16 protein-coding genes are annotated in these 22,906 nt (G+C 39.6%); 11 read left to right on the forward strand and 5 right to left on the reverse strand.

Annotated features, from left to right (window positions below):
• Nucleotides 1-57 precede the first annotated feature (57 nt).
• The 6 genes from H4J41_RS15010 to H4J41_RS15035 all read left to right on the forward strand — a co-directional run bounded on the left by H4J41_RS15010 (nt 58) and on the right by H4J41_RS15035 (nt 10,460).
• A complete protein-coding gene (locus H4J41_RS15010; RefSeq protein ID WP_182137545.1) occupies nt 58-405 on the forward strand; it encodes a hypothetical protein in 348 nt (115 codons plus the stop codon).
• Between the two features lie 317 nt (nt 406-722).
• Nucleotides 723-2,111 (forward strand): efflux RND transporter periplasmic adaptor subunit, encoded by a 1,389-nt coding sequence (locus H4J41_RS15015; RefSeq protein WP_182137981.1) that lies wholly within the window; start codon nt 723-725, stop codon nt 2,109-2,111.
• A gap of 36 nt (nt 2,112-2,147) precedes the next feature.
• A complete protein-coding gene (locus H4J41_RS15020) occupies nt 2,148-5,420 on the forward strand; it encodes an efflux RND transporter permease subunit (protein WP_182137546.1) in 3,273 nt (1,090 codons plus the stop codon).
• A gap of 110 nt (nt 5,421-5,530) precedes the next feature.
• Nucleotides 5,531-6,427: a cation diffusion facilitator family transporter gene (locus H4J41_RS15025; RefSeq protein WP_182137547.1), complete on the forward strand. Its 897-nt coding sequence runs from the start codon at nt 5,531-5,533 to the stop codon at nt 6,425-6,427.
• A 136-nt stretch (nt 6,428-6,563) separates the two neighbouring features.
• On the forward strand, nt 6,564-8,003 hold the full coding sequence (locus H4J41_RS15030; RefSeq protein WP_182137548.1) for a sodium:alanine symporter family protein: 1,440 nt from the start codon (nt 6,564-6,566) through the stop codon (nt 8,001-8,003).
• A gap of 477 nt (nt 8,004-8,480) precedes the next feature.
• Nucleotides 8,481-10,460 (forward strand): methyl-accepting chemotaxis protein, encoded by a 1,980-nt coding sequence (locus H4J41_RS15035; protein ID WP_182137549.1) that lies wholly within the window; start codon nt 8,481-8,483, stop codon nt 10,458-10,460.
• Between the two features lie 432 nt (nt 10,461-10,892).
• Here H4J41_RS15035 and H4J41_RS15040 read toward each other — a convergent pair whose 3' ends face one another.
• Together H4J41_RS15040 and H4J41_RS15045 are read right to left on the reverse strand one after the other, a co-directional pair.
• Nucleotides 10,893-13,889, reverse strand: coding sequence for a bifunctional diguanylate cyclase/phosphodiesterase (locus H4J41_RS15040; protein WP_182137550.1), 2,997 nt, complete (start codon nt 13,887-13,889; stop codon nt 10,893-10,895).
• A 461-nt stretch (nt 13,890-14,350) separates the two neighbouring features.
• Entirely contained in the window at nt 14,351-14,881 is a 531-nt protein-coding gene (locus tag H4J41_RS15045; protein ID WP_182137551.1) for a DUF962 domain-containing protein, read from the reverse strand.
• A 222-nt stretch (nt 14,882-15,103) separates the two neighbouring features.
• Between H4J41_RS15045 and H4J41_RS15050 the strand changes: the two genes are divergently transcribed.
• The 4 genes from H4J41_RS15050 (at nt 15,104) to H4J41_RS15065 (ending at nt 17,687) form a co-directional block, all read left to right on the forward strand.
• Nucleotides 15,104-15,448: a YajD family HNH nuclease gene (locus tag H4J41_RS15050; protein WP_182137552.1), complete on the forward strand. Its 345-nt coding sequence runs from the start codon at nt 15,104-15,106 to the stop codon at nt 15,446-15,448.
• 79 nt (nt 15,449-15,527) lie between these two features.
• Nucleotides 15,528-16,478 (forward strand): DUF808 domain-containing protein, encoded by a 951-nt coding sequence (locus H4J41_RS15055; protein ID WP_182137553.1) that lies wholly within the window; start codon nt 15,528-15,530, stop codon nt 16,476-16,478.
• 135 nt (nt 16,479-16,613) lie between these two features.
• Nucleotides 16,614-16,949: a ribosome hibernation-promoting factor, HPF/YfiA family gene (gene hpf / locus H4J41_RS15060; protein ID WP_182137554.1), complete on the forward strand. Its 336-nt coding sequence runs from the start codon at nt 16,614-16,616 to the stop codon at nt 16,947-16,949.
• Nucleotides 16,950-17,396: 447 nt separating this feature from the next.
• Nucleotides 17,397-17,687, forward strand: coding sequence for a DUF6172 family protein (locus tag H4J41_RS15065; protein WP_182137555.1), 291 nt, complete (start codon nt 17,397-17,399; stop codon nt 17,685-17,687).
• Nucleotides 17,688-17,801: 114 nt separating this feature from the next.
• Here the strand turns inward: H4J41_RS15065 and H4J41_RS15070 are convergent, their stop codons facing one another.
• Together H4J41_RS15070 and H4J41_RS15075 are read right to left on the reverse strand one after the other, a co-directional pair.
• The gene (locus H4J41_RS15070; RefSeq protein ID WP_182137556.1) at nt 17,802-18,725 is read right to left on the reverse strand and encodes a histone deacetylase family protein; all 924 of its coding nucleotides are present in this window, start codon (nt 18,723-18,725) and stop codon (nt 17,802-17,804) included.
• Nucleotides 18,726-18,835: 110 nt separating this feature from the next.
• Nucleotides 18,836-20,671: a GNAT family N-acetyltransferase gene (locus tag H4J41_RS15075; RefSeq protein ID WP_182137557.1), complete on the reverse strand. Its 1,836-nt coding sequence runs from the start codon at nt 20,669-20,671 to the stop codon at nt 18,836-18,838.
• Between the two features lie 627 nt (nt 20,672-21,298).
• Between H4J41_RS15075 and H4J41_RS15080 the strand changes: the two genes are divergently transcribed.
• Nucleotides 21,299-21,559: a hypothetical protein gene (locus H4J41_RS15080; RefSeq protein WP_182137558.1), complete on the forward strand. Its 261-nt coding sequence runs from the start codon at nt 21,299-21,301 to the stop codon at nt 21,557-21,559.
• A gap of 82 nt (nt 21,560-21,641) precedes the next feature.
• Here the strand turns inward: H4J41_RS15080 and H4J41_RS15085 are convergent, their stop codons facing one another.
• Nucleotides 21,642-22,811, reverse strand: a complete 1,170-nt coding sequence (locus tag H4J41_RS15085; RefSeq protein WP_182137559.1) for a hypothetical protein — start codon at nt 22,809-22,811, stop codon at nt 21,642-21,644.
• Nucleotides 22,812-22,906: the final 95 nt, after the last annotated feature.

Consider the following 22,906-nt stretch of genomic DNA (forward strand, 5'->3'; position numbering starts at 1 on the left):
CACTGCCAGTTCGTTTTTAAGAGAGCTTTGCCTGTGTTCAATCGCTTGTTAATTATAATGTTTGCACTATTGTTTGCCGGTCAAACAATTGCTGCTGCCTTTGATTCACACCGTAGTCATCAGGAAACAGACGGCGCTCAAAACATTTCCCATCGCAGCGTAGACTCGTCACATCAGTCACATCAAGAAGGTGCATTAACAGCGACTAATAATGCTGCTGATAATGCCGAGCAGGACCCATTCGATTGTCATCATTGCTGCCATTGTCATGCACCGACAGGTGTTTACATTGCTAGTGATTCAGCATCAAGCGTAATCCATAAATCTAATGATAATATTTTGACCAGAAAAATAGCATTATTATCGTTTTGGATCACACCAGAACACCGCCCTCCAATAGTTTAAAACTTACCTTAAATTTATAAGCACTTAAACGAGCATTTTTTGCGGGTTTAAGTATCTGGTTTATAAATCGGCATAGTGTTTTTTTTCAGCGAATTCAACAGGATTTCTTGTCTTTACGCTATTAATATCTGCGGCTATTGTTGAATGATAAGTTCAGCTAACTGCTTGGATAGTTTCGATTTATTAATCTTAAAAAGAAAATTAAGAGTATCAACATGCATAAGTTTTATATCAGCAGCCTCACTATGGCAGCACTATTTTTTCGATCTTCAAATATCAGCTTTTTAGCAAATATCGCTATTTCTCCACGAGTATTAATGGGCTTGTTTAATGCGAAGCTACTATTGGTTTTAGTCTTGCTTGTGGTGTTTAGTGCTTCAGCGTTAGCCGTTAACATTGCACCCACAGCAATACCAAGCTCGAAATCAATAACAACCTCGCAATCAATAACAAGACACCATACAGAAGATGAACAGCAAGTCAGTCACCCCCTCAAGCAAAAAGAGCATGCTGCAGATGAAGTCAGCTCAAGACATGAAGATAAGGCTGAAAAACATTCACACCAACATGGCAATGAAGCACAAACGCTTATAGGTTCTGTACAAAGCGCTAAATCAAACTCTAGCCAAGATCTGATAGAAAACGCTTTAAAAGGTAATGAATCTGCAGCAGCATCCCATAAAGAAGGTGTCAGCTTAAGCCCTGAAAAAATGGCGATTGCGGGTATTGAAGTTGCCGAGGTCTCTGCAAAGGTGTTTACCAATCATGTCTATGCGCCGGGTGAGATTAAAGCTAATGGCTATAAAAGCTATATTGTTTCACCGCGCACTGAATCTGTGGTGGTTTCTCGCCACGCCACGTTAGGGCAGCATGTGGAAAAAGGCGATGCGCTAGTCACATTATTTAGTGAGTCTGTTGTAGAAGCACAAGCGAAATACCGTGTTGCTTATAATGATTGGCAAAGAAATAAAAAACTGGGTAAAGCGAGCGTTAGTGAGAGCCAATTATTAGCGGCCGAAACTGATTATATTTCGGCGTACAGTCGTTTGAAAGCCTTTGGTTTAACAGAGCAGGCTATTGCCTATGTGGTTAAAAACAACTCGTCAAATAATCATTTAGAAGAACTTGGCGAATACACCTTGATTGCACAGCGGGCTGGTGCGGTATTAAGTGATGATTTTTATCAGGGGCAACGGGTGTCTGCAGGCGACGCCATTATGGTGTTAGCAGACGAAAGTGAGCTCTGGGTTGAAGCACGGGTTTCGCCCAATAAGCAATTAAACTTACCCAAAGGTACGCAAGCTGTGATTGAAATGGCCAAGCAATTTTTTGTCGCCACTGTTATTCAAGAAGCGCACACCATAGACCCAAAAACCCGCACCCGCATCGTACGTTTAGTGGTTAAAAATGACCAGGATCGTCTTCATCCAGGTATGTTTGTTAATGTAAATTTTAGTTTTAAAACTGACACAAAAGTGATGGCCGTACCTGAGTCGGCATTGATGCGCTCAAGCGATGGTGATTGGACGGTATTTGTTGAAGATCACCCCGGAGAGTTTACCGCAGTAGAAATAACCTTAGGTCGTTCGTTAGGCGAATATCGAGAAATAATTGGCCTTGCGCCAAACACACGCATTGTTACTCAAGGCGCGTTTTTTGTTGCCTCTGAAATCGCCAAAGGCGGCTTTGACCCGCATAACCATTAAAGCCTAGCATGAGCGAAGAACCAAGGAATAGAAACTATGTTTAATAAAATAATTGATTTTTCTGTCAACAATCGCCTATGGGTGATTTTGATGTTAGTAGCAACCCTGATTGGCTCAGTGTTTATTATTCCGCAGTTAAATTTGGATGCTTTTCCGGATGTAACTAACGTACAAGTGGCGGTAAATACCGAAGCGCCGGGCCTAGCCGCAGAGGAAGTTGAACAACTCATTACTTATCCTATTGAAGCGGTAATGTACGCCATGCCTGATGTTGAGCAAGTGCGGTCAATTTCTAAAACCGGTTTATCAGGAGTGACGGTAGTTTTTAAAGCAGGTACCGATATTTACTTTGCCCGTCAATTGGTTTTTGAGCGCTTACAAGCAGCGAAAGAACTGATCCCCAAAGGTGTGGGTACGCCAGAAATGGGCCCCAATACTTCAGGGTTAGGGCAAGTATTTCAATACTTACTTATTGCCGACAAAGACGCTGGTTATGACGCAATGGCGCTGCGCAGCTTAAATGACTGGGTAGTTAAATTATTACTGATGCCGGTTGATGGTGTTACTGATGTTTTGTCATTTGGCGGCAATGTTCGTCAATACCAAGTTAATATTGAACCTAGTAAATTACTTTCTTACGAACTTAGCCAAAGCGATATTGTTAGCGCCTTAGGCAATAACAATAGCAATGTTGGCGGTTGGTACATGAACCGAGGCCAAGAGCAGTTAGTGGTTCGTGGCACGGGTTGGTTTAGTGGTGGCGCAGCGGGTATAACTGATATTGAGCAAGTGCCGGTTAAAATCGTTGATGGTACGGTTATTACCGTGGCTGATGTTGCTAGCGTTGAACTGGGTAGCGAAATTCGCCAAGGCGCGGCCACTATGACACGCCGAGCAGAAAATGGCGATATTGAAGTGTTAGGCGAAGTGGTTTCGGGCATTGTGCTTAAGCGTATGGGGGCTAATACAAAATCAACCATTGATGGCATTAATGCCCGGTTACCCTTAATTGAGCAAGCACTGCCAAAAGGGGTGCGCTTTGAAGCTTTTTACGATCAATCTGACTTAATTGTAAAAGCGGTTAATACTGTGGTTGACTCACTTATTTTGGCGTTTATTTTTATTGCGCTTGTGCTGGCCTTATTTTTGATGAATTTAAGGGCAACCTTCTTAGTATTAATCTCTATTCCTATTTCAATCGCAATGACCTTAATGATCATGTCATATTTAGGTTTATCGGCGAACTTAATGTCACTGGGGGGCATAGTCGTAGCGATGGGCATGTTGGTTGATGGCTCAGTAGTGATGGTTGAAAACATGTTTAGACATCTTAACCGAGCAGATGAAGCACAGCTAAGTGCCGCCACTCTTGGTAATGAAAAGGGTGCCTTGTCTATAAATAATGCCTTTATAAATGGTGGGTCTATTGATACAGCAGACAATGACAGAAAAATAACTGACAGCGGCCCAGGTGCTTTGGCAGATAAACGCAATGCTATCCCTTTGAGATTAAAACAAGCCGGCAAAGAGGTTGCTCGGCCGATATTTTTTGCCGCCACCATAATTCTAGTGGTATTTATGCCGTTATTTAGCTTTGAAGGTGTAGAAGCTAAGTTATTTCAACCTATGGCCATTAGTATTATTTTAGCCGTGGTTTCTGCTATTTTTGTTGCTTTAATCGTCGTGCCTGCCCTAGCTACTTATCTGTTTAAAAAAGACGTTAAAGTACGTGAAAGTATTATTTTACGACCACTAGAGCGTTGGTATCGTCAAGCTTTAGCGCTTGCCATGAAACACACCAAAGTTGTTATTAGCTCATCAGTGCTCTTATTACTCAGTGCTATCGCCTTAGTGCCACAAATAGGCACAGAGTTTGTGCCTGAGTTAGAAGAGGGCACGATTAATTTAAGAGTGACCTTAGCACCGTCTTCAAGCCTAACTACCGCGTTGCAAGTTGCCCCAATATTAGAAAAAATGCTACTGACTTTCCCTGAAGTTGAATACGCGTTAAGTCGCATGGGACGTGCTGAAATTGGCGGCGATCCAGAGCCGGTAAATAACATTGAAATTTATATTGGCTTAAAGCCGGTTAATGAATGGACCAGCGCTACCAATCGTGATGAATTACAGCGCCTAATGGCCCTTAAGTTAGAACAATTTCCGGGTTTGTTACTGAATTTCTCTCAGCCTATCGCGACCCGTGTTGATGAATTACTGTCTGGCGTAAAAGCACAATTGGCCGTTAAGCTCTTTGGGCCTGATTTAGATGTTCTCGCCTCGAAAGGGCAAGAGATAGAAACGGCTATTAAAGCGGTAGAGGGTGCGCGCGATGTGGCTATGGAGCAAATTGTTGGTGAAGCGCAATTAGTCATTAAACCCAATAGGCAGCAACTTTCTCGTTTTGGCTTTTCTGTTGCTGATGTGATGGACTTAGTTAAAAATGGTATTGGCGGCACTACCGCAGGGCAGGTCATTAATGGCAATGAACGTTATGACATTTATGTCCGCTTACAGGAAAAAAGTCGTAACAACCGTGATGTTATCGCTGATTTACGTTTACAGTCACCTACTGGCGCTTGGGTGCGCTTAGGTGATATTGCTGATATTTCGCTAGCATCAGGCCCGCCGCAAGTGCGTCGTGATGATGTACAACGCCGCGTTGTTATTCAAGCCAATGTACAGGGTCGAGATATGGGCAGTGTAGTGACAGATATTCGTGCGGCTATTGCCGCTAGTGTTGATTTACCTGCGGGTTACTCTGTCGTTATTGGTGGTCAATTTGAAAACCAACAACGGGCACAAGCTAGGCTCGCTATCGTTTTACCTGTGTCGTTAGGTTTAATCGCACTATTACTCTATTTTGCTTTTGGCTCAAGCGGCCAAGCTCTACTGATTTTAGTGACTGTGCCCTTAGCGGTTATTGGTGGTGTGTTCTCACTGTATTTTTCAGGACAATATTTATCAGTACCCAGCTCTGTCGGCTTTATTACCTTGTTTGGTGTCGCTGTGCTCAATGGTGTGGTGATGGTAGAAAGTATCAATCAACGTATTAAAGCAGGCTTGGTGGTATCAAAAGCGGTATTTGAAGGCGCTACCTCACGGTTACGCCCAGTGTTGATGACCGCGATAACTTCAGCTTTAGGGTTAATTCCTATGCTAATGTCAAACGGCGTAGGCGCTGAAATACAGCGACCTTTAGCGAGTGTTATTGTTGGCGGGCTAGTGACCGCAACATTGCTGACATTATTTGTTTTACCTGTGCTGTTTTCCTGGTTTTCAAAGGAAAAAATAGCGCAGTTAACGCACTAGTTTTATCGGGTTTAATCGCTATGGTATAAAATGTTTGTTTTTTATAGCGTGATAATCCTCTTTATCACGCTATTATTTTATTGTTACAGATAAATATTTAAGAGGTAAAAATGTCTCACTCACACTCACATTCACATTCTCAATCACATAAGGACAACGGTAAATTGACCTTTGCCGTATTGATTAATGTTTTATTAACCATAGTGCAGATCATGGGTGGTGTACTCTCGGGCAGCTTATCGTTAATTGCCGACGCCTTGCATAATTTAAGTGATGCAGGCGCGATTGTTATTGCGATTTTTGCGCGTAAAGTATCGGCTAAGAAAGCGGATGAAAATATGACTTTTGGTTATCAAAGAGCCGAAATTATTGGTACTTTGATCAATAGTATTACGCTGATTATTGTTGGCCTTTATCTTATTTATGAAGCGGTCAGTAAATATTTTAATCCAACAGAAATTAATGGCTGGATAGTGATTTATATCGCAGGTATTGCTTTGGTTATCGATATTGCCACCGCGGTATTAACTTATATGTCAGGGGCAAAAAGTAGCATGAATTTACGCGCAGCTTTTATTCATAATGTGTCTGATGCCTTGGCGTCGGTTGCGGTCATTATTGCCGGGGTTTTGATCATATTTTATCAGTGGTATTTTGTTGATGTGATAGCGACTGTTTTAATTTCAATATACGTACTTTATCACGGCGGATTACTTGCACTTCAAAGCATAAAGATATTAATGCAAGCGGTGCCTGAAGCGTTTGACATAAGTGAACTTAAAGCAGATATTGAGTTAAACGTAGCGGTGAATGCCGCGCTAGATATTCATGTTTGGCAACTCGATGAACATAAGTTGTTTTTAGAATGTAAATTACAACCTGCAACGAATATTGACCATATAGATTTAACTGAAATTAAAACCATGTTATTAGATAAATATGGCATTAAACACTCAACAATCGAAGTTAACCCATCTGGCCAAACGTTAGTGCCTAGTTGTTATTGAAGGGTATTTTATCTTAGTGGTAATTATTCCCTTTAAAACTTCATAACATACTAATAATTAACTTTAAAATTTGCTAAAGTAAGATTTATTATCCAGTTACAACAACTCACTGCAATGTCAACAAGGATCAGCAACAATGAATTTCGAACAAATTGTCTCGAGCATAAATAATGTTTTATGGGGTGAAGGGCAAGTTCTCATTTATGTTTTGTTATTCGCAGGTTTTTGGTTCTCTTATAAGCTAAAATTTGTTCAAATTCTCAATTTTCGTCATATGTTTTCTGTTTTAAAAAACAGTGCTAAAAATGATAAAAACTCGACAGACAGTTCAGGCATAAGTTCGCTACAAGCGTTATTTATTGGTTTGTCGGCACGAGTAGGTACCGGTAATTTGGCTGGCGTGGCGGTCGCTATATCACTTGGGGGGAGTGGCGCAATATTTTGGATGTGGGTTATTGCCTTATTGGGTATGGCAACAGGTTTTGCCGAAAGCATTTTAGGCCAGCTCTATAAAGTCAAAGACGACCATAAAGAATATCGAGGAGGCCCCGCTTATTACATCCAAAAAGGTCTTAACCAACGTTGGTTGGCCATTTTGTTCTCACTATGTTTGTTTTTAGGTTACGGCTTTAGTTTCAGTGCGATGCAAGCTAATACCATTGCCGACTCGTTAAATCATGCTTTTAATATTCCTACAATGTACTCGGGGGCATTAATTACGCTACTTGCCGGTGCGATTGTACTAGGTGGCTTAAAGCGTATTGCACGCTTTGCCGAGTTAATTGTGCCTTTTATGGGCATTGCTTTTATTTTGGTGGCGCTAACCATCACCTTAATGAACCTGAGTGCCGTACCAGCGATGCTATACGATATTATTACTTCCGCTTTTGGCTTACAAGAAGCTGGCGCTGGCATGTTAGGTGCTGCGATTAAAAATGGTATTCAGCGTGGATTATATTCCAACGAAGCCGGTGCAGGTAGTGTGCCGCATGCCGCCGCGAGCGCAAGACCTGTGCCTAATCATCCTGTTACCCAAGGCTACGTGCAAATGTTAGGGGTGTTTTTAGACACTATGGTGTTGTGTACCTGCACCGCGTTTATTATTTTACTTGCCGATATTAACATTAGTGGTGAAATGGAAGGCATTCGTTTAACCCAAAGTGCTATTACCCATCATTTAGGCGCTAACGGGGTTTATTTTGTTTCGGCAGCGATTAGCTTATTTGCTTTTACCTCGGTGGTCGCAAATTATGCCTATGCCGAAAGTAATTTACATTTTTTCAAACTGGATAATAAAGTGGGACGCACAATCTACACGGCAATGTATTTGGCGATGGTTTTTTGGGGTTCAAGTGCCAGTTTAATTCAGGTGTGGAGTATGGCTGATGTCGCGTTAGGCTTAATGACTTTAGTTAACGTTATCGCTATTGTACAACTTACGCCGACGATAGTAGCCCTAACAAAAGACTATAATGCTAAACGTCAGCTTGAAAACGTTAGCGATGCTGATATGGAATTTAAACAAGCCGATATTGAATTTCAAGGTAAAGTTGAGCCAGGTATTTGGCATAAATAGCTTGAAGTTATAGCCATATTTTTCTAAAATCCTAATGCTAAGTATTTATAAAGCTTTTATTATGCCAAGAAAATACACCAAAATAAATTATGGTGTTATTAATACTTAAGTGAGTACCTTAAATTTTAGTAAAATATCAGCTGTAAACTTGTAACCCCCCTACAGGTAAGCTGATAAAGTGTTTTTTACTGCGTTGTGGATTTTGATGATATAGCCATATTGAACGGTGTTATTAGGGCAACTGCGTCATAGTTTGCTCTAGCTTCACTATCTAAGATGTTGTCTTAAATCCATACTCTGTCTACACGGATGTATTTACTTAGGCTCAGTCTGGAACGATGAATCTGTTTAGCTAAGCCTTTCTCAACTCGCACCAATTTGCAGCTTGAAGTAGAGCGGGTATTTAGCTAAGAAAATTAACGATTAGATTGTTAGCCTAACTTTGCTTTTTTAATTACTCTTATCAAAGGATAAGTAATGACGTTTTCTGATATTTCATTTAAAAATAAAATCTTTATAGTATTGGCCTTACCACTTATTGGCTTTTTGTGGTTGAGTATTTTAACGATTAAACAAAGTTATATTGTTAATAACGAGATGAAAAACCTCACTGAATTGACTCAATTATCGATTAGTTATAGTGAATTAGTTCATGAGTTACAAAAAGAGCGTGGCACTACTGCTGGCTTTTTAGGCTCTAAAGGAAAAACCTTTGTCACTAGGTTGAATAAACAACGCATCGCCACCGATGAGAAATTAACTTCGCGTGATGACTTTTTAAAGCTTAATGACTTTAAGCAAGTGTCAATTGTGAAGTTAAATCAAGAGATTGCTGCTGAGTTAGAAAAATTAAACCTTATACGCTCGCAAGTGAGTGACTTAGCTATAGACAGTAGTAAAGCGATTGCTTACTACACAAGACTTAATGCCAAGTTACTCTCTGTTTCTTACATCATTACCGATCTCAGCACCAATGCAAAATTAACAGAGCAAAGCATTGCCTATTACAACTTTCTTCAGGGTAAAGAGCGTGCTGGAATTGAGCGTGCTGTCCTCAGTAGCACCTTTGCTCGTGATGAATTTAGCGAGGGTACCTTTGTTAAGTTTGTTACTTTAGAGACGGAACAAAAAGTTTTTATGGCTAATTTTTTAGCTTTCACTAGCGCTGAAAATATCCGCTATTACCAAGAGCAGATGGCTCACCCAGCGATAAAAGAAGTGATGAAACTGCGTACCATAGCTGAAAGTAAAACATCAGGTTTTGGTGTCGACCCGCTGTATTGGTTTCAACAAGCGACATTAAAAATCGGTCAGTATCAAAAAAGTGGTCAGAAAATCGCTGACAACTTACTGTTATTTGTTAAAAATGCACAGGCCACCGCGTTTAATACTTTAGCTCTAAGCATTGCTGTAACCATAGTTTTACTGATGTTAGTTATTGTGATCACCCGTGTGTCAATTAAGGATTTAACTTCACGGGTCAATGAATTGACTCAAGTCATGAGACTGGTTAGAAACGAAAGTGATTTAACGGTACGAACAAAATTACAAGGTAAAAGTGAGCTAGGGCAAATTTCAATAGCATTAAACCTTACTTTGGAGCAATTCTCGAATACCATTAATGAAATTTCTAGCGCTAGCTTAACGCTATCTGCCGCAGCGGAAGAAACCTCAGTCACTTGTGAACATAATGCGATTACATTAGCGGAACAACAAGAGGGCATTGTTGCTATTGCTACTGCCGTAGAAGAATTGTCAGCAACGGTAAAAGAGGTTGCTGGTAATACCCAAGCTACCGCAGATTCAGCCAGAGAGGCTGATAGCCAAGCAAAAAGTGGCCTTGATGTTGTGCAGCTTTCCTATCACTCAATTGAAGAGCTTTCGCAAGAAATTGACAGATTAGCGCAAAGAATTAACAGCTTACATGCAAGTAGTGGCAATATAACTAAGGTGGTTGACGTAATTAAATCAGTTGCTGACCAGACTAATTTATTAGCACTTAATGCTGCTATTGAGGCCGCCAGGGCCGGAGAGCAAGGGCGAGGATTTGCTGTGGTTGCTGATGAAGTGCGAACGCTAGCTAAACGTACACATCAATCCACCTTAGAAATTGAGAGCTTTATTGGTTCACTACAAGCTGATGTAAATGCTGCCCATCAAGTTATCGAAAATAGCCAACAAAAGGCGAGTGTTGCGGTAGAGAATTCAAAAAATGTCGAGCATAGCTTGCAAGAAATAACCTCTACGATTAGTCATATTTTTGCTATGACAGAACAAGTGGCTACTGCGATTGAAGAGCAATCAGTTGTGACACAAGATGTTGCGCAAAATATTATTAATATAGAACTGAAATCGTCAGAAACTTCTGCAGGAGCGACACAAATAGCGACAACAGCAAAAGAACAAGCTTACTTAGCCACCAGAATGCAAGATTTAGCTAATCGTTTTCATATTTAAATTTATCGCTGTCAATATGAAAAAATTTATCTAACGGCTTGTTGAAAATAAAAAGATAGCTTGAGAATGAGGTTGGTAATAGGCAGGTACTGTTGTGGGCAGCAGTAAAGAAAATAAACTCATGGTAGTTTTTCGCCCTGTTAGTGTTGCCAGTCACTGTCTATTGATAAGTTAGAATTTTTTATAAGTAAAAAGCTGCTGAAAAGCTTTATTTAAAATAAATTTATATAAAAACATCAGTCTGTGACACGTTTTATTTACTAACATTTGAACCGACATTTGAACCGACATTTGAACTGAAATTTTAAATGTCGGGGGTTACTTAGTGCGCTTGGTTGCCTTTTAAAAGTAAAGTGGCATGATTATCTAAACTCATCAAACTCATCAAACTCACTTCACAGTATTTATAGTGAGTTTATTATATGTAGATTATTATGTTTGCCAACTCGCATCAGGCTGCCAATTATTGATCCAGGCAGGAATGTCGCTAGCTGGCATAGGTTTGGCAATGCCATAACCTTGTGCTAAGTCGCAACCTAGTTGCAGTAACGCAGTGCCATGTTCAATTGTTTCAACACCCTCGGCAATTACCTGACGTTTGAATGATTTAGCTAACGCTATTACGCCTTCAACAATGGCCAAATCATCAAGGTCAATTAACATGTCTCGGATAAAACTCTGATCTATCTTGATCAAGTCTGCGGGCAATCGTCTCAGGTAAGTTAAAGACGAGTAGCCGGTGCCAAAATCATCTAAGGCAAAGCTTACACCTAACGCGATACATTTATTCATGGTGGCTGAGACGTGATATACGTCATCTAGAGCAATGGTTTCCAGCACTTCTAGCTCTAAATAATGGGGTGCTATATTGGGGTGGGCGGCCAGTAGTTTTTTTAGTTTATGGGTGAAATCAGGCTGCTGCAATTGTACGGCAGCAATATTTACGCTAGTTTTTAGTGGGCGATTAAGGCCCATTTTTTGCCATGCGCTAATTTGTGTCAGTGCGGTATCAATAACCCATTCACCCATCTCAATACTCATGGGGTTATTCTCAATAAACGGCAAAAAATCAATAGGATTTAATAAGCCTAGTGTTGGGTGCTGCCAGCGAATAAGTGCTTCAACACCGGTCACTAAACCTGTTCTCATATTAACTTTAGGCTGATAATGGAGCACAAATTGATGGTGGTCTAATGCGTGGCGAATGGCTTCAAGATTGTCTTGTTGTAATTTAATGGCGTCATCTTGAGCGGTATCAAATAAGTGATAACGATTCTTACCTGATTCTTTAGCGACATACATGGCTTGGTCGGCATGGCGCATCAGTTGGTCGGTGTCAGCACTGTCTTGTGGGTAGATGGTAACGCCAATACTGGCTGAGACTTTTAATACAATGTTATTAATGGTAATCGGCTTAGACGCAGCCAATAACAGCCGTTGTAATACCGGATCACAGTCTGCAACTTTGGATAAATCAGCTAATACCGCAACAAACTCATCACCGCCAAACCGAGCTAAAGTATCACCTTCACGTAACGCCTCTTTCATGCGAAGTGAGAGGGCAATTAGTAGTTCATCACCCACTTTATGACCATGGGCATCATTGACACTCTTAAAGCCATCTAAATCTATAAATACCACCGCGAGTGACTGTTGATGACGGCTGCACTGTAACATGGCTTGAGATAATCGGTCGGCAAGTAAAACTCGATTGGGTAAATTAGTCAGTATGTCGTAATGAGCAATATGCTCTAGTTGATTTTGGTGTTCTTTTATTGGGGTAATATCCGTGAATAAGGCCACGTAGTTATTTGTTTGGCCATGAGCATTTTTGACTGAACTCATGTTGAGAATTTCACTGTACACTTGACCATTTTTACGGCGGCTCAATACTTCACCAGACCAAAAACCTTTTTCCAATAACACTCGCCATATATTGTCATAAAACTCAGGCGCTTGTTGATCCGACTGAAGCATACGTGGGTGTTGTCCAATAACTTCGTCACGGCTATAGCCGGTTATCGTCGTAAAGGTATCATTAACGTCAATAATCAATCCGGCAGCATCTGTAATGAAAATACCTTCACTGGCGTTGGTAAAAACACTGGCGGCTAATTGCAGGCGAGCGTCAGCCTCTCTCTTACGTGCGGTATTATCGCTAGCAATTAATAGGTAGCCAATAATAATGTTTTGGGCATCACGCAATACCGTTACCGACACTTCTGCTGGGAACCGGCTGCCATCTTTGCGGATATAGGTCAGTTCATAAATATCTTCAATGCTATGATTCGCTTTGTAAACCAAAGCTTCAAAGCCGGCACTAATGTTAGTATTAAATTCGATACTAAGGCCTTCAGCGCGCACAATCAGCTCTTGTGGATCAGAAATATCGGCTGGTGTAAGTTTATTCATCACCTCCGCAGCGCTATAGCCCAGCATATGCTCTGCACCGGCATTAAATAGCTGAATAATTCCTTTGGCATCGGTGGCGATACTGGAGAAATTTTTACTTTTAAACATAGCGTTCTGTAACACTTTGGCCTCCATGAGCGCTAATTCAGCTTTTTTACGCAAGGTATTATCAGTAGCAATTAATAGATAGCCAATAATCACAGCATGAGGGCTGTGCAATGGTGTTACCGAGACCATTGCCGGCAAGTAGCTGCCATCTTTGCAAATATAGGTCAGTTCATAAATATCTTCAATACCGTGTCTAGCTTTGTAAACCATGGCCTCAAAGCCTGCGCTAATGGGCGTGTTAAGTTCGACGCTGAGGGCTTGGGCCCGAGTGATTAGTTCTTTTTTATTAGAGAAATCGGCGGGTGTGAGTTTATTAATTACCTCTTTAGCCGTGTAGCCCAACATATGTTCGGCGCCAATATTAAATATTTGAATAACACCTTTGGCATCGGTGACGACACTGGAGAAATTAATGCTGTTGAAAAGAGCAAGCTGTAATGCTCCGGCTCTGACCAGGGTACGTGCGGTATTATCGGTACCAATTAACAGGTAGCCAATAATATTTTTTTTAGCATCACGCAAGGCAGTCACGGATACTATCGCTGGAAACCGGCTGCCATCTTTGCGGATATAGGTCAGTTCATAAATATCTTCAATACTACGTGCAGCCTTGTAAACCAAAGCTTCAAAGCCGGCACTAATGTCAGTATTAAATTCAATACTGAGGCCTTCAGCGCGAACAATAATCTCTTGTTTATCAGAAATATCGGCTGGGGTGAGTTTATTCATCACCTCCGCAGCGCTATAGCCCAACATATGCTCGGCGCCAACATTAAATAGCTGAATAACGCCTTTAGCATCGGTGGCGATACTGGAGAAGTTGGCACTGTTGAAAATAGCGTTTTGTAAAGCCTCTATACTAACGAGCGCTGCTTTAGCCTGCTTGTTGTTATAATCATTTGATTGCATGATTTGACTCTTTAAGGATCAGTAATAAAAGGATCAGTAATAAAGATTTTTATAGGTTCACGTTGTTACTATTAATAATAGCAAATACTAAATTATTGACGGTTATACTTTAGTGTTAATGACAAGGTTGTTATCAACTGTATGTTAATAAAGTGATTTTTAAAACCGCCAAAAGGTATTGAGAAAAAGGGTGTCATAAAGTAGTGGTTGATTATGATGGTAGGCTTGTTGGTAAAGTTGGCATTAACGTTATTGGCGTTAATGCCAACTCTGCGCTCAGAGCAGTTTAAAAATGGCATGGTTTTATAATTGTAGCGTACAAACCGTTACCTTAAAGTTTCACTGCTGTAAGTTCGAGCCTAAGCTAGTGGCTGACACTGTGATTGATAGTGCTTTTAGTGTTTGTAACTTAGTGAACTTTTCAGGACAGTATTGACTTATGTTTGCTGCAACTGACTAAATTATTTTTGTGCTCGCTCGATTAAACGACGTTTCTCTATAGCTTTGGGGATGATGTTATTGGCCAATTTTTTCTCCCAGCCTAGCATAAAGTAAACTTCGGCCATCAAAAACAAAGGGCCAATAGCTAAACCCATCATATCATCTAAGAAAGCCGGTTTAGCTTTTTCAAAGATATGGCCAATAAATTGAATAATCCAACCAACAACAAACACTATAATGGCTAGCCATAATACGTTTTCCATATCGGTGACTAAACTAGCAAGGTATAGGTTTACAGCGACATATATCAACATGCCAATGGCTAATTTTATATGTAATGTAAAGTAGTAAAGCATAGCAATAGTGAACAATATTATTGCGGGTGTGTAGGTAACTGTTTGTTCTGCTAGCACTAGGGTAAAAGTATTTAAACTTAACAAAACGGTAATCGCCCAAACAATCAGCGGCACGCCAATAAAGTGAGTGTGGATATTACGTTTATTCAAGTGCACACTTTTGTAATTTGATAATTGTTCTTCGACTGTTTTCATGACAGTTCCGCGTTATTATTTTATAAAATATCATGGCAAGTTATCGCTTAAAAGTAAAGCGAGCAGGCTAGGGGAGTGTGGCAAGATTTATTGTTTTTAACCAGGTATTTGATAAATAAGATAAGCATATAACGCGCTTGATTAATGTATTCTAATTGCCTTATTGCAGTTATGTTGCCTTACTCATACAATAAAGATATTTTTTACTGAAAAGTTAATATTATGTCCTCAGATACATTAGGCTCTAGCCTTAATTATAAACGGGAAGAGCAAGGTTATCGCGACCGAGCATTGAAATTATACCCTTGGGTTTGTGGACGCTGTGCGCGCGCGTTTGAATATTCAAATCTCAGAGAGTTAACGGTGCACCATGTCGACCATGATCACACGAACAACCCCAATGACGGTACTAATTGGGAGTTACTGTGTATTTACTGCCATGACAATGAGCATGCAAAATATACCGATCATGCAAAGTATCAGACAGAAATTAAAGCGGGCGATACCAATCAAGACACCGCAACCTATAACCCGTTTGCAAATTTAAAGTCGATGTTAAAAAAATAACTGATTAACTAACGTGTAATAGCAATTTAATAGCGAGTTAATAGCTTTGGTATAACGCTATTTATAAAAGGAGTTAAAGGTGGCAGGTTCGAGTTTATTAACCTTACTTGATGATATTGCAACGGTACTCGATGACGTGGCTATTTTATCAAAAGTAGCGGTAAAAAAAACCGCAGGTGTTCTCGGCGATGACTTAGCACTGAATGCCGAACAAGTTTCGGGTGTTAAGGCCGATAGAGAGTTACCTGTGGTTTGGGCTGTTGCCAAAGGCTCGTTTCTCAATAAATTGATTTTAGTGCCTTCTGCTTTGTTTATTAGTGCTTTTGTACCACCACTGATCACTGTGTTATTAGTGATTGGGGGCTTATTTCTTTGCTTTGAAGGTTTTGAAAAGGTTTCCCATAAATTTCTTCATAGTAAAAAAGCCTTGGCAGATGAACAGCAAGCACTACTTAACGCCGTTAACGATGAAAATATTGACATTGCGGCTTTTGAAAAAGAAAAAATAAAAGGCGCTATTCGTACTGATTTTATTCTTTCTGCAGAAATTGTGGTTATTGCTTTAGGCACAGTACAAGAAGCGGCGTTTCAAACACAAGTGCTGGTTGTTTCAACATTAGCTATAGCGATTACTGTTGGGGTTTATGGGCTGGTTGCTGGTATTGTCAAATTAGATGACTTAGGTCTTTATCTGCTGAAAAACTCGGTGTCAGGGCACTTTAAGGCTTTGCAAAGCACTATGGGTCGCGGTTTATTGATGTTTGCGCCATTTTTAATGAAGCTATTAACTGTGGTAGGTACCATTGCGATGTTTTTGGTTGGTGGCGGTATTATTGTTCATAGTTTTTCATGGCTTGGTCGTCAATTTCATTACCTTGAACTTTGGGTAGGGCAATATTTTGGTAGTTTATCTGAAAGTATTTTATCGATTTTACTTAATGGCATCACAGGGATTATTGCCGGTGGTATAGTATTGGCAGTGGTTAGCTTAATCTCACGGTTGAAAAATAGGCGATTAACCATAGAGTAGACCTAAGTTTATCTTAATTTAATACAGGCTTTTCAATTGCATAGCGTAAATGCGACAAAATATTTCATTTTAGCTATTGTATTTTGTCGCTTTCGCCCTGAATATATAATTGAAGACAACCAATAAGGTAGCAATATGAAAATAATTATTTCCGGACATCACGTTGAAATTACCGACGGTATTAACCAAGCAGTTGAAAGCAAATTTGCTAAAATTGCTAAACATTTCCCAAGCTTAATGACCCTAGACGTCATTATCACCGTAGAGCCCAATCAACAAAAACTAGAAGTTTCTACCACTTATGAAGGCGCTACTGTCTCAGTTAACGCTGTCGACAAAGAATTGTATGCCGCGATAGCAAGTGCAGCGAGTAAGCTTGAAGCGGCTTTAGCACATCGTAAAGGTGTATTATCGGCTAAGCAAAAAAAGAAGTTTGAAGTAGAGCAGTCAAACGCTTTTGAAAGTCCTTAAATCATGTCAGTTAATCTTAACTAACAGTTAAAACTAACACTAAAAATAAAAGTTAAAAACCAAAGGCCGTTATTAAACGGTCTTTTTTATATTCAGGCCTATTTCAAACCTATTTTCTTTTTAAGCATGTGTGCGCTGATTACATTGCTAAATACATAGCTCAATACATGGCTCAATACATGCCCCTAGTGAGTTAAAGCCAGTTACTTATATCTACATCAGATGAAATAATGCCAAGACACTATCCCTAGTTTATCCCGCTTGTGAATGTTGCGAAAAAGCGCACTTGAATCCACTAAGATATAAAATTTAGCTACCCTTGAGGTTATTTACTTAACAATTAGATGAAGTATGGCTATTACTTAAATGTTTACGTAAAATAGCCCTATTGGCTTTATATGACAAAACTTACTATAAAGCGTACTTTTATCTCCTCCAAGGAATTCCATGAAAAAAACATTCGAGTTAACTCACCCTAAAATTAAAGTCGCTAGAATGGTTGAGTCAGCGAAACACGAAGTTAAAAAATATTTAAAACGTGAGCGCAATAAAAAGCTACCTGAAGATGCGGATTATTGGGATTTTGATTGTAAAATTGGAAAGTCAGAGCAAACAGCTGACGTTATTCATGTGACAGCGATTAGCCAAGAAATTGATACGCTTGTAGCGGCAGAGTTAAACGCATTTTATCTTGAAATATTGGTTAAACCAGCAGTTCGTACTTTTGAAGAAAAATAGCGACTAGCAGCATTGATAGGGCTTTAAAGGTCAATATTTACCCTGCTATGACCTAAAGCAAATGCTTTAGGTCAAGTTTACTTAAGCCAAAGGCTAGTGGTGATTATATTTCAACTAATAGCCAATTAAGCCATTAATATGTGCGACCGCACTTCTGCCTAAAGCGTTCAGAGCATATCCTCCTTCAAGCACTGAGACAATACGCCCTTGAGCATATTTATCAGCAAGCGTTTTAAGTTGGTCAGTTACCCAACGATAATCTTCATCCACTAAACTCACTTGTGACATGTCATCTTCGATATGCGCGTCAAACCCGGCAGAAATAAATATTATTTCTGGTTTAAACTTGTTCAATGCCGGCAGCCAAGTATCAAGAATAGCTTGTCGAAAATCAGCACTTTTTGCTGTCGCAGCTAATGGTGTGTTAATGATGGGGGGCGTAGTACTTTCTTTAATTTCAAAGGGATAGAATGGGTATTGATAAGTAGAACAGAATAAATAACCTTTTTTATTTTTTATAATATCTTCTGTACCATTGCCATGATGAACGTCAAAATCAACAATAGCCACACGCTTTAATTTATAGTGCTCTTTGGCGTAGGCGGCGGCAATAGCGACATTGTTAAAAAAACAAAAACCCATACCTTTATTATATTCAGCATGATGGCCGGGTGGTCTAGTCGCGCAAAATGCCGATGAAATTTCTTTTGACATCACTAAGTCTACTGCGTCTTTGGCAGCACCGGCAGAAAGTAAGGCGGCATTAAGGGTATCTGGGGTCATAATGGTATCGTCATCAACATTATAAGTGCCTTCACTCGGGGCATTGGCAAAAATTGATTCGATATAGTTTTTGTCATGTGCTAAATAAAGTAGTTCCTTATCAATAGGTTTAGCGTTAAATTGTCGAATAACATAATCCAAACCGCTACGAATAAGCTGATCCTGAATAGCCGCCATACGTTCTGGCGCCTCAGGGTGATGCTTTCCCATATCGTGGGTCAAGCAATGGTGGTGACTAATTACGCCGACTGTCATATTTACATTCCTTTATCTCTGAGCTATTAAGTTATTTATAAATTACTTATCACTTAATAGTAGTTTAGTTGCTTAAATTTTCTTTTGTGTGCTTATACCCAATTGATTAATTATAGTGTGTAAGCCAAGCTTACTTCGTCATAATCTTGAGAAGGTGCTCTTAAAAAACCTGCATTTTCAAATACTTTTAACATAGGAGCATTGTCTCGTCGTACACTAGCAACCAATTGCGTTAAACCACGAATTTTAGCGATAGCGATTAATTCACTCAGTAGTGCTTTTGCCATACCTTTGCCGCGTTTACTCTCTTTAATAACAAAAGCCACTTCAGCACTATTACTTGCTTCAAGGTAATAATAACGAGCAACACCTTGTATAGATTCACCTAAATCATCTCGTTCAGTTAAACACAAGGCTAAGTCAACCTGCTGGTTGACACTGACGAGATCACAGGACTTCTCTCGGGTCATTTGTGTCATATGATGGTTGTATCGCATCATTAATGTTTCTTGGTTATGAGAATAAAAAAACTCTTGTAGTTTACGTTCGTCTGAAGGCGATAAGGGTCTAAGGAAGTATTCAGAATCAGCAAAAGTAAAACGTTTGATCTCAACTTTACCCAGTTCAGGTACTGATGTTGGCGTGTTTTCTTGGTATTCAGGCACCCAATAATGTTTTCGCACATCTTTAAGTAGTTGAGCGCGAAATTTAGGGTGGGCAATACGTATTAATTCTAATGCGCGTTCACGAATACTTTTACCTTGCAGCGAAGCGATACCATATTCAGTGACTACATAAGCCACATGACCCCGTGAGGTAACTACACCGCCACCCTCGGTAATGTGCGCGACGATACGAGATATTTTGCCATCTTTGGTTGTCGATGGCAGGGCAATAATGGGTTTACCGCCTTTACTTAATGAGGCGCCACGAATAAAGTCAACTTGGCCACCAATACCACTATAAAAATAATAGCCGATGGAGTCAGAAACCACTTGCCCGGTTAAGTCAACTTCGATGGCGCTATTGATAGAAACCATGTTGTCGTTACGGGCAATGTTCACTGGCGAATTAATGTGTTCGCTCGGGTAGAACTCTACATGGGGATTACCATCAACAAACTTATATAAGCGACGAGTGCCGATACAATAACTGATGACGGTTTTTCCTTTATGAAAGGTTTTTTTGCGATTGTTGATAACACCGGAAAGCATTAAGTCGATAATGCCGTCAGATATTAATTCACTGTGTACACCTAAATCTTTATGGTTAGCTAAGTAACGCAAGATAGCAGATGGAATTTTACCAATACCAATTTGGATAGTAGAACCGTCTTCTACTAACATAGCCACGTATTGACCTACTTGTTCTGTGACCTGATCAATTTCAGGCTCGGGCAATTCGGGTAAATATTGTTCAACGGTGATGTGAGCGTGAATTTGACTCATATGGACAAAACTATGACCATTAGTGCGTGGCATTTTAGGGTTAATTTGTGCGATAACCACCTTAGCTTTTTTAATGGCTGCGGGTACAATATCAACCGTGACCCCAAGCGAACAATAACCGTATTCATCGGGTGGGCCAACCATGATTAAGGCTACGTCTAAGGGTAAAATATTTTCATTAAATAGCCTTGGGATTTCAGATAAAAATGTCGGGGTATAATCAGCGCGCCCTTCATTAATTGCCGTACGAATTTTTTCGCCACCAATAAAAAATGCGTTGACCTTAAATAGGTCTTGGTGCTTTTTATCAGCCCAAACGTTGTCTGAAAGCGTTAAAATATGAACAACTTCAATATCATGTAAACCATCGCTATTGGCAATAAGGTTATCAATTAAGGCATTGGGTACTGCGGCATTAGAGCCAATAAAAACTCGATTGCCAGATTTGAGGTATTTAGACCAGTCTATAGAAGATTGGCGCTGTTTGCGTATCTGCATAATTGTCTCTGAATTCTCTTGGTTTGGGCAAGGTTACAATTAAATTTATCACAGAATGTAAACTGTATCTGTTTAATAGCAGATTTATGAATTAGCGAGTCTACTTTATACCTAGGTAAAACCGCTAAATACATAGTATTTATTCAATAATTACTTGTTCTACTGATTAAGTAAAAGCTACATGAAAGTTACATAAACAACGAAAAAGTTGGTTTTTTAGCCAGTAGAAATGATCAAATAATGAGTGAGTATCGTATCAGTATGCACTAAGGGTTAAGTTATTAGTTGATCCGAGTCAAAGCCTCTGCATTATTAGACTAAATAACTAGCCAAATAGCAGGAGATAATATCTAACTTTTACAAATTAAGTATTAAGTATTAAGTAGTCATTATTTATTGTGTACCTTGACCAAGAGGGGCTATAGACACTGAAATAACGCTTGTGAACGATTTTAAGCTTCAACACCATAGAATATAGTTGTTAGCGTTAGGCTATTCTTGCAGAAACGAGTAATGTCGATAATGTGTGGAGAGCTTTTTATTGAAAAGTTTTTAATGACGCTCTTGCTTTTGAGCAAAGCAGACGTTGTTTGAGCTAGTAAACTGAGTTTGTCTTAGCGGGGATTTATGTCGGTATTAGTACAAGTACGTTTAATTAAGTTTTTTATTTCGATAGGTATTACGCTCCTTATTTTAGGATATTACTTACTTTTATATGTAGACCTACCAACAAAAATGGGTGTTACGGGTATTATTATTTGTGCCTGCTGTATTGCATTTGGTTTGCTTTTTTCATTACCGACAAAACTGTATTTAACTCTGTTATTAATGGCCCGTGAACGGGGTCAACAGCAAAACTTAACGGTAAATAAAAAAGCAGAGAAGTAGCTGATATTTTAACCATAAAAAAAGCCCAATGCTATTGGGCTTATAATAATTTAATTTCAATAAGCTGAGCTTAAAGTAAACACTAACCAAAAATGTTACGCATTAAGGTTATCGCTTGATCAACGGTTTTACCATCTTTAACGCTGTTCACTATGGTGCTGCGCATATTGAGAATAAAGTCAGGAATATCATCTGATTCAAAAGCTTTATCTACAATAGCTTCGGCTGACGCTTTACTACGTTTTACCGCTTTAGCGACACCAATTTTTATTTTTTTAGGCTTATCACGCATACGAATATAGTTAGAGTTTTGTGCCAATGAATTGTCAGCAAACAAAAACAAATCAATTAATATGGCTCGATTTTGCCAAAGCTGAAGTTCAGCTTCATCGCTAGGCATTTCACTGCGCCACCATTGTGTGTTTCTAATGGCTTCTATCATCTCATGCCAATAATCATCAAAGCTTTGGTTGTTGAGTTTTACTAAACCTAAGCCTTGCGAAAGGGTATCTATTTTACCACTGTTTAGAGCAATAAATTGGTCTGGGCGGCGCATAGCCAATAAACGAGTTGCTGCACTTAAGGGCGCTTTTTCTTCATTAGTATGGTTGGCAAATATTGCTTTGTAGGCATTAACAAAGTTTTGATAGTCTGCCAAGGTAACGTCACCGTCTAATGGAATATGATCAAGCGCTTGATCAAAATCTTTTGGGTGAGACTTTAATAACTGGTGAAAGGTTTTTGCGCCGCGTGTGCCGGCAAACCATTCAACATCAAAGTCATAAACACTAATATCATGCTGGGCGCTATGCTTGCCTGCAAAAGCTAATCTGTCTTCATCAATCATTTCAGCTAATTTATTATGGCGTAGCGTCGCAATATAATTTAAGAGTTTAAGTCTTTCTGGTAAGGCTTGTAATTTTGAGTGTTCTTGTACAAAACTAGTAAATATTGGCCATGGGATAATACGAGCCATTTTTAATTGGCAAGCACTAACACCGTTTGACATGGTGTCTTGTAGTTTTTTTAAGGGTTTTTGTTGACTAGGTTCTAATAAATCTTGGTTGATGTCGTGTAAGCAAATTCGGTATAACTCTCTGCACCAGTTAAGAAAACTATCTGGATGACTCTCTACTTTTACTGCCATTAAATTAAGGCTGAGATCGGCAACTAACGACAAGGCATTTTGGTAAATTGTTTGTTCGGTAGCGCTAAGCGACATGGCATTTGGCGAGGTAAGTAATTTTCTCATGAAACAGGGGTTTTCCGATGATAAAAACAAAAATAGGTCGGCATGATACGTGTAAAATAACCTATTACAAGTGCTAAGACTTAAATTAGGGGATA

Origin of the sequence: Colwellia sp. MB3u-45, assembly GCF_014077005.1 — a bacterium.
GTDB lineage: Bacteria > Pseudomonadota > Gammaproteobacteria > Enterobacterales > Alteromonadaceae > Cognaticolwellia.

Bases quoted from the DNA above. Each gene is read 5' to 3' on its own strand.
- H4J41_RS15010 (WP_182137545.1), top strand. From the start codon at position 58: ATGTTTGCACTATTGTTTGCCGGTCAAACAATTGCTGCTGCCTTTGAT.
- H4J41_RS15015 (WP_182137981.1), top strand. From the start codon at position 723: ATGGGCTTGTTTAATGCGAAGCTACTATTGGTTTTAGTCTTGCTTGTG.
- H4J41_RS15020 (WP_182137546.1), top strand. From the start codon at position 2,148: ATGTTTAATAAAATAATTGATTTTTCTGTCAACAATCGCCTATGGGTG.
- H4J41_RS15025 (WP_182137547.1), top strand. From the start codon at position 5,531: ATGTCTCACTCACACTCACATTCACATTCTCAATCACATAAGGACAAC.
- H4J41_RS15030 (WP_182137548.1), top strand. From the start codon at position 6,564: ATGAATTTCGAACAAATTGTCTCGAGCATAAATAATGTTTTATGGGGT.
- H4J41_RS15035 (WP_182137549.1), top strand. From the start codon at position 8,481: ATGACGTTTTCTGATATTTCATTTAAAAATAAAATCTTTATAGTATTG.
- H4J41_RS15040 (WP_182137550.1), bottom strand. From the start codon at position 13,889: ATGCAATCAAATGATTATAACAACAAGCAGGCTAAAGCAGCGCTCGTT.
- H4J41_RS15045 (WP_182137551.1), bottom strand. From the start codon at position 14,881: ATGAAAACAGTCGAAGAACAATTATCAAATTACAAAAGTGTGCACTTG.
- H4J41_RS15050 (WP_182137552.1), top strand. From the start codon at position 15,104: ATGTCCTCAGATACATTAGGCTCTAGCCTTAATTATAAACGGGAAGAG.
- hpf (WP_182137554.1), top strand. From the start codon at position 16,614: ATGAAAATAATTATTTCCGGACATCACGTTGAAATTACCGACGGTATT.
- H4J41_RS15065 (WP_182137555.1), top strand. From the start codon at position 17,397: ATGAAAAAAACATTCGAGTTAACTCACCCTAAAATTAAAGTCGCTAGA.
- H4J41_RS15070 (WP_182137556.1), bottom strand. From the start codon at position 18,725: ATGACAGTCGGCGTAATTAGTCACCACCATTGCTTGACCCACGATATG.
- H4J41_RS15075 (WP_182137557.1), bottom strand. From the start codon at position 20,671: ATGCAGATACGCAAACAGCGCCAATCTTCTATAGACTGGTCTAAATAC.
- H4J41_RS15080 (WP_182137558.1), top strand. From the start codon at position 21,299: ATGTCGGTATTAGTACAAGTACGTTTAATTAAGTTTTTTATTTCGATA.
- H4J41_RS15085 (WP_182137559.1), bottom strand. From the start codon at position 22,811: ATGAGAAAATTACTTACCTCGCCAAATGCCATGTCGCTTAGCGCTACC.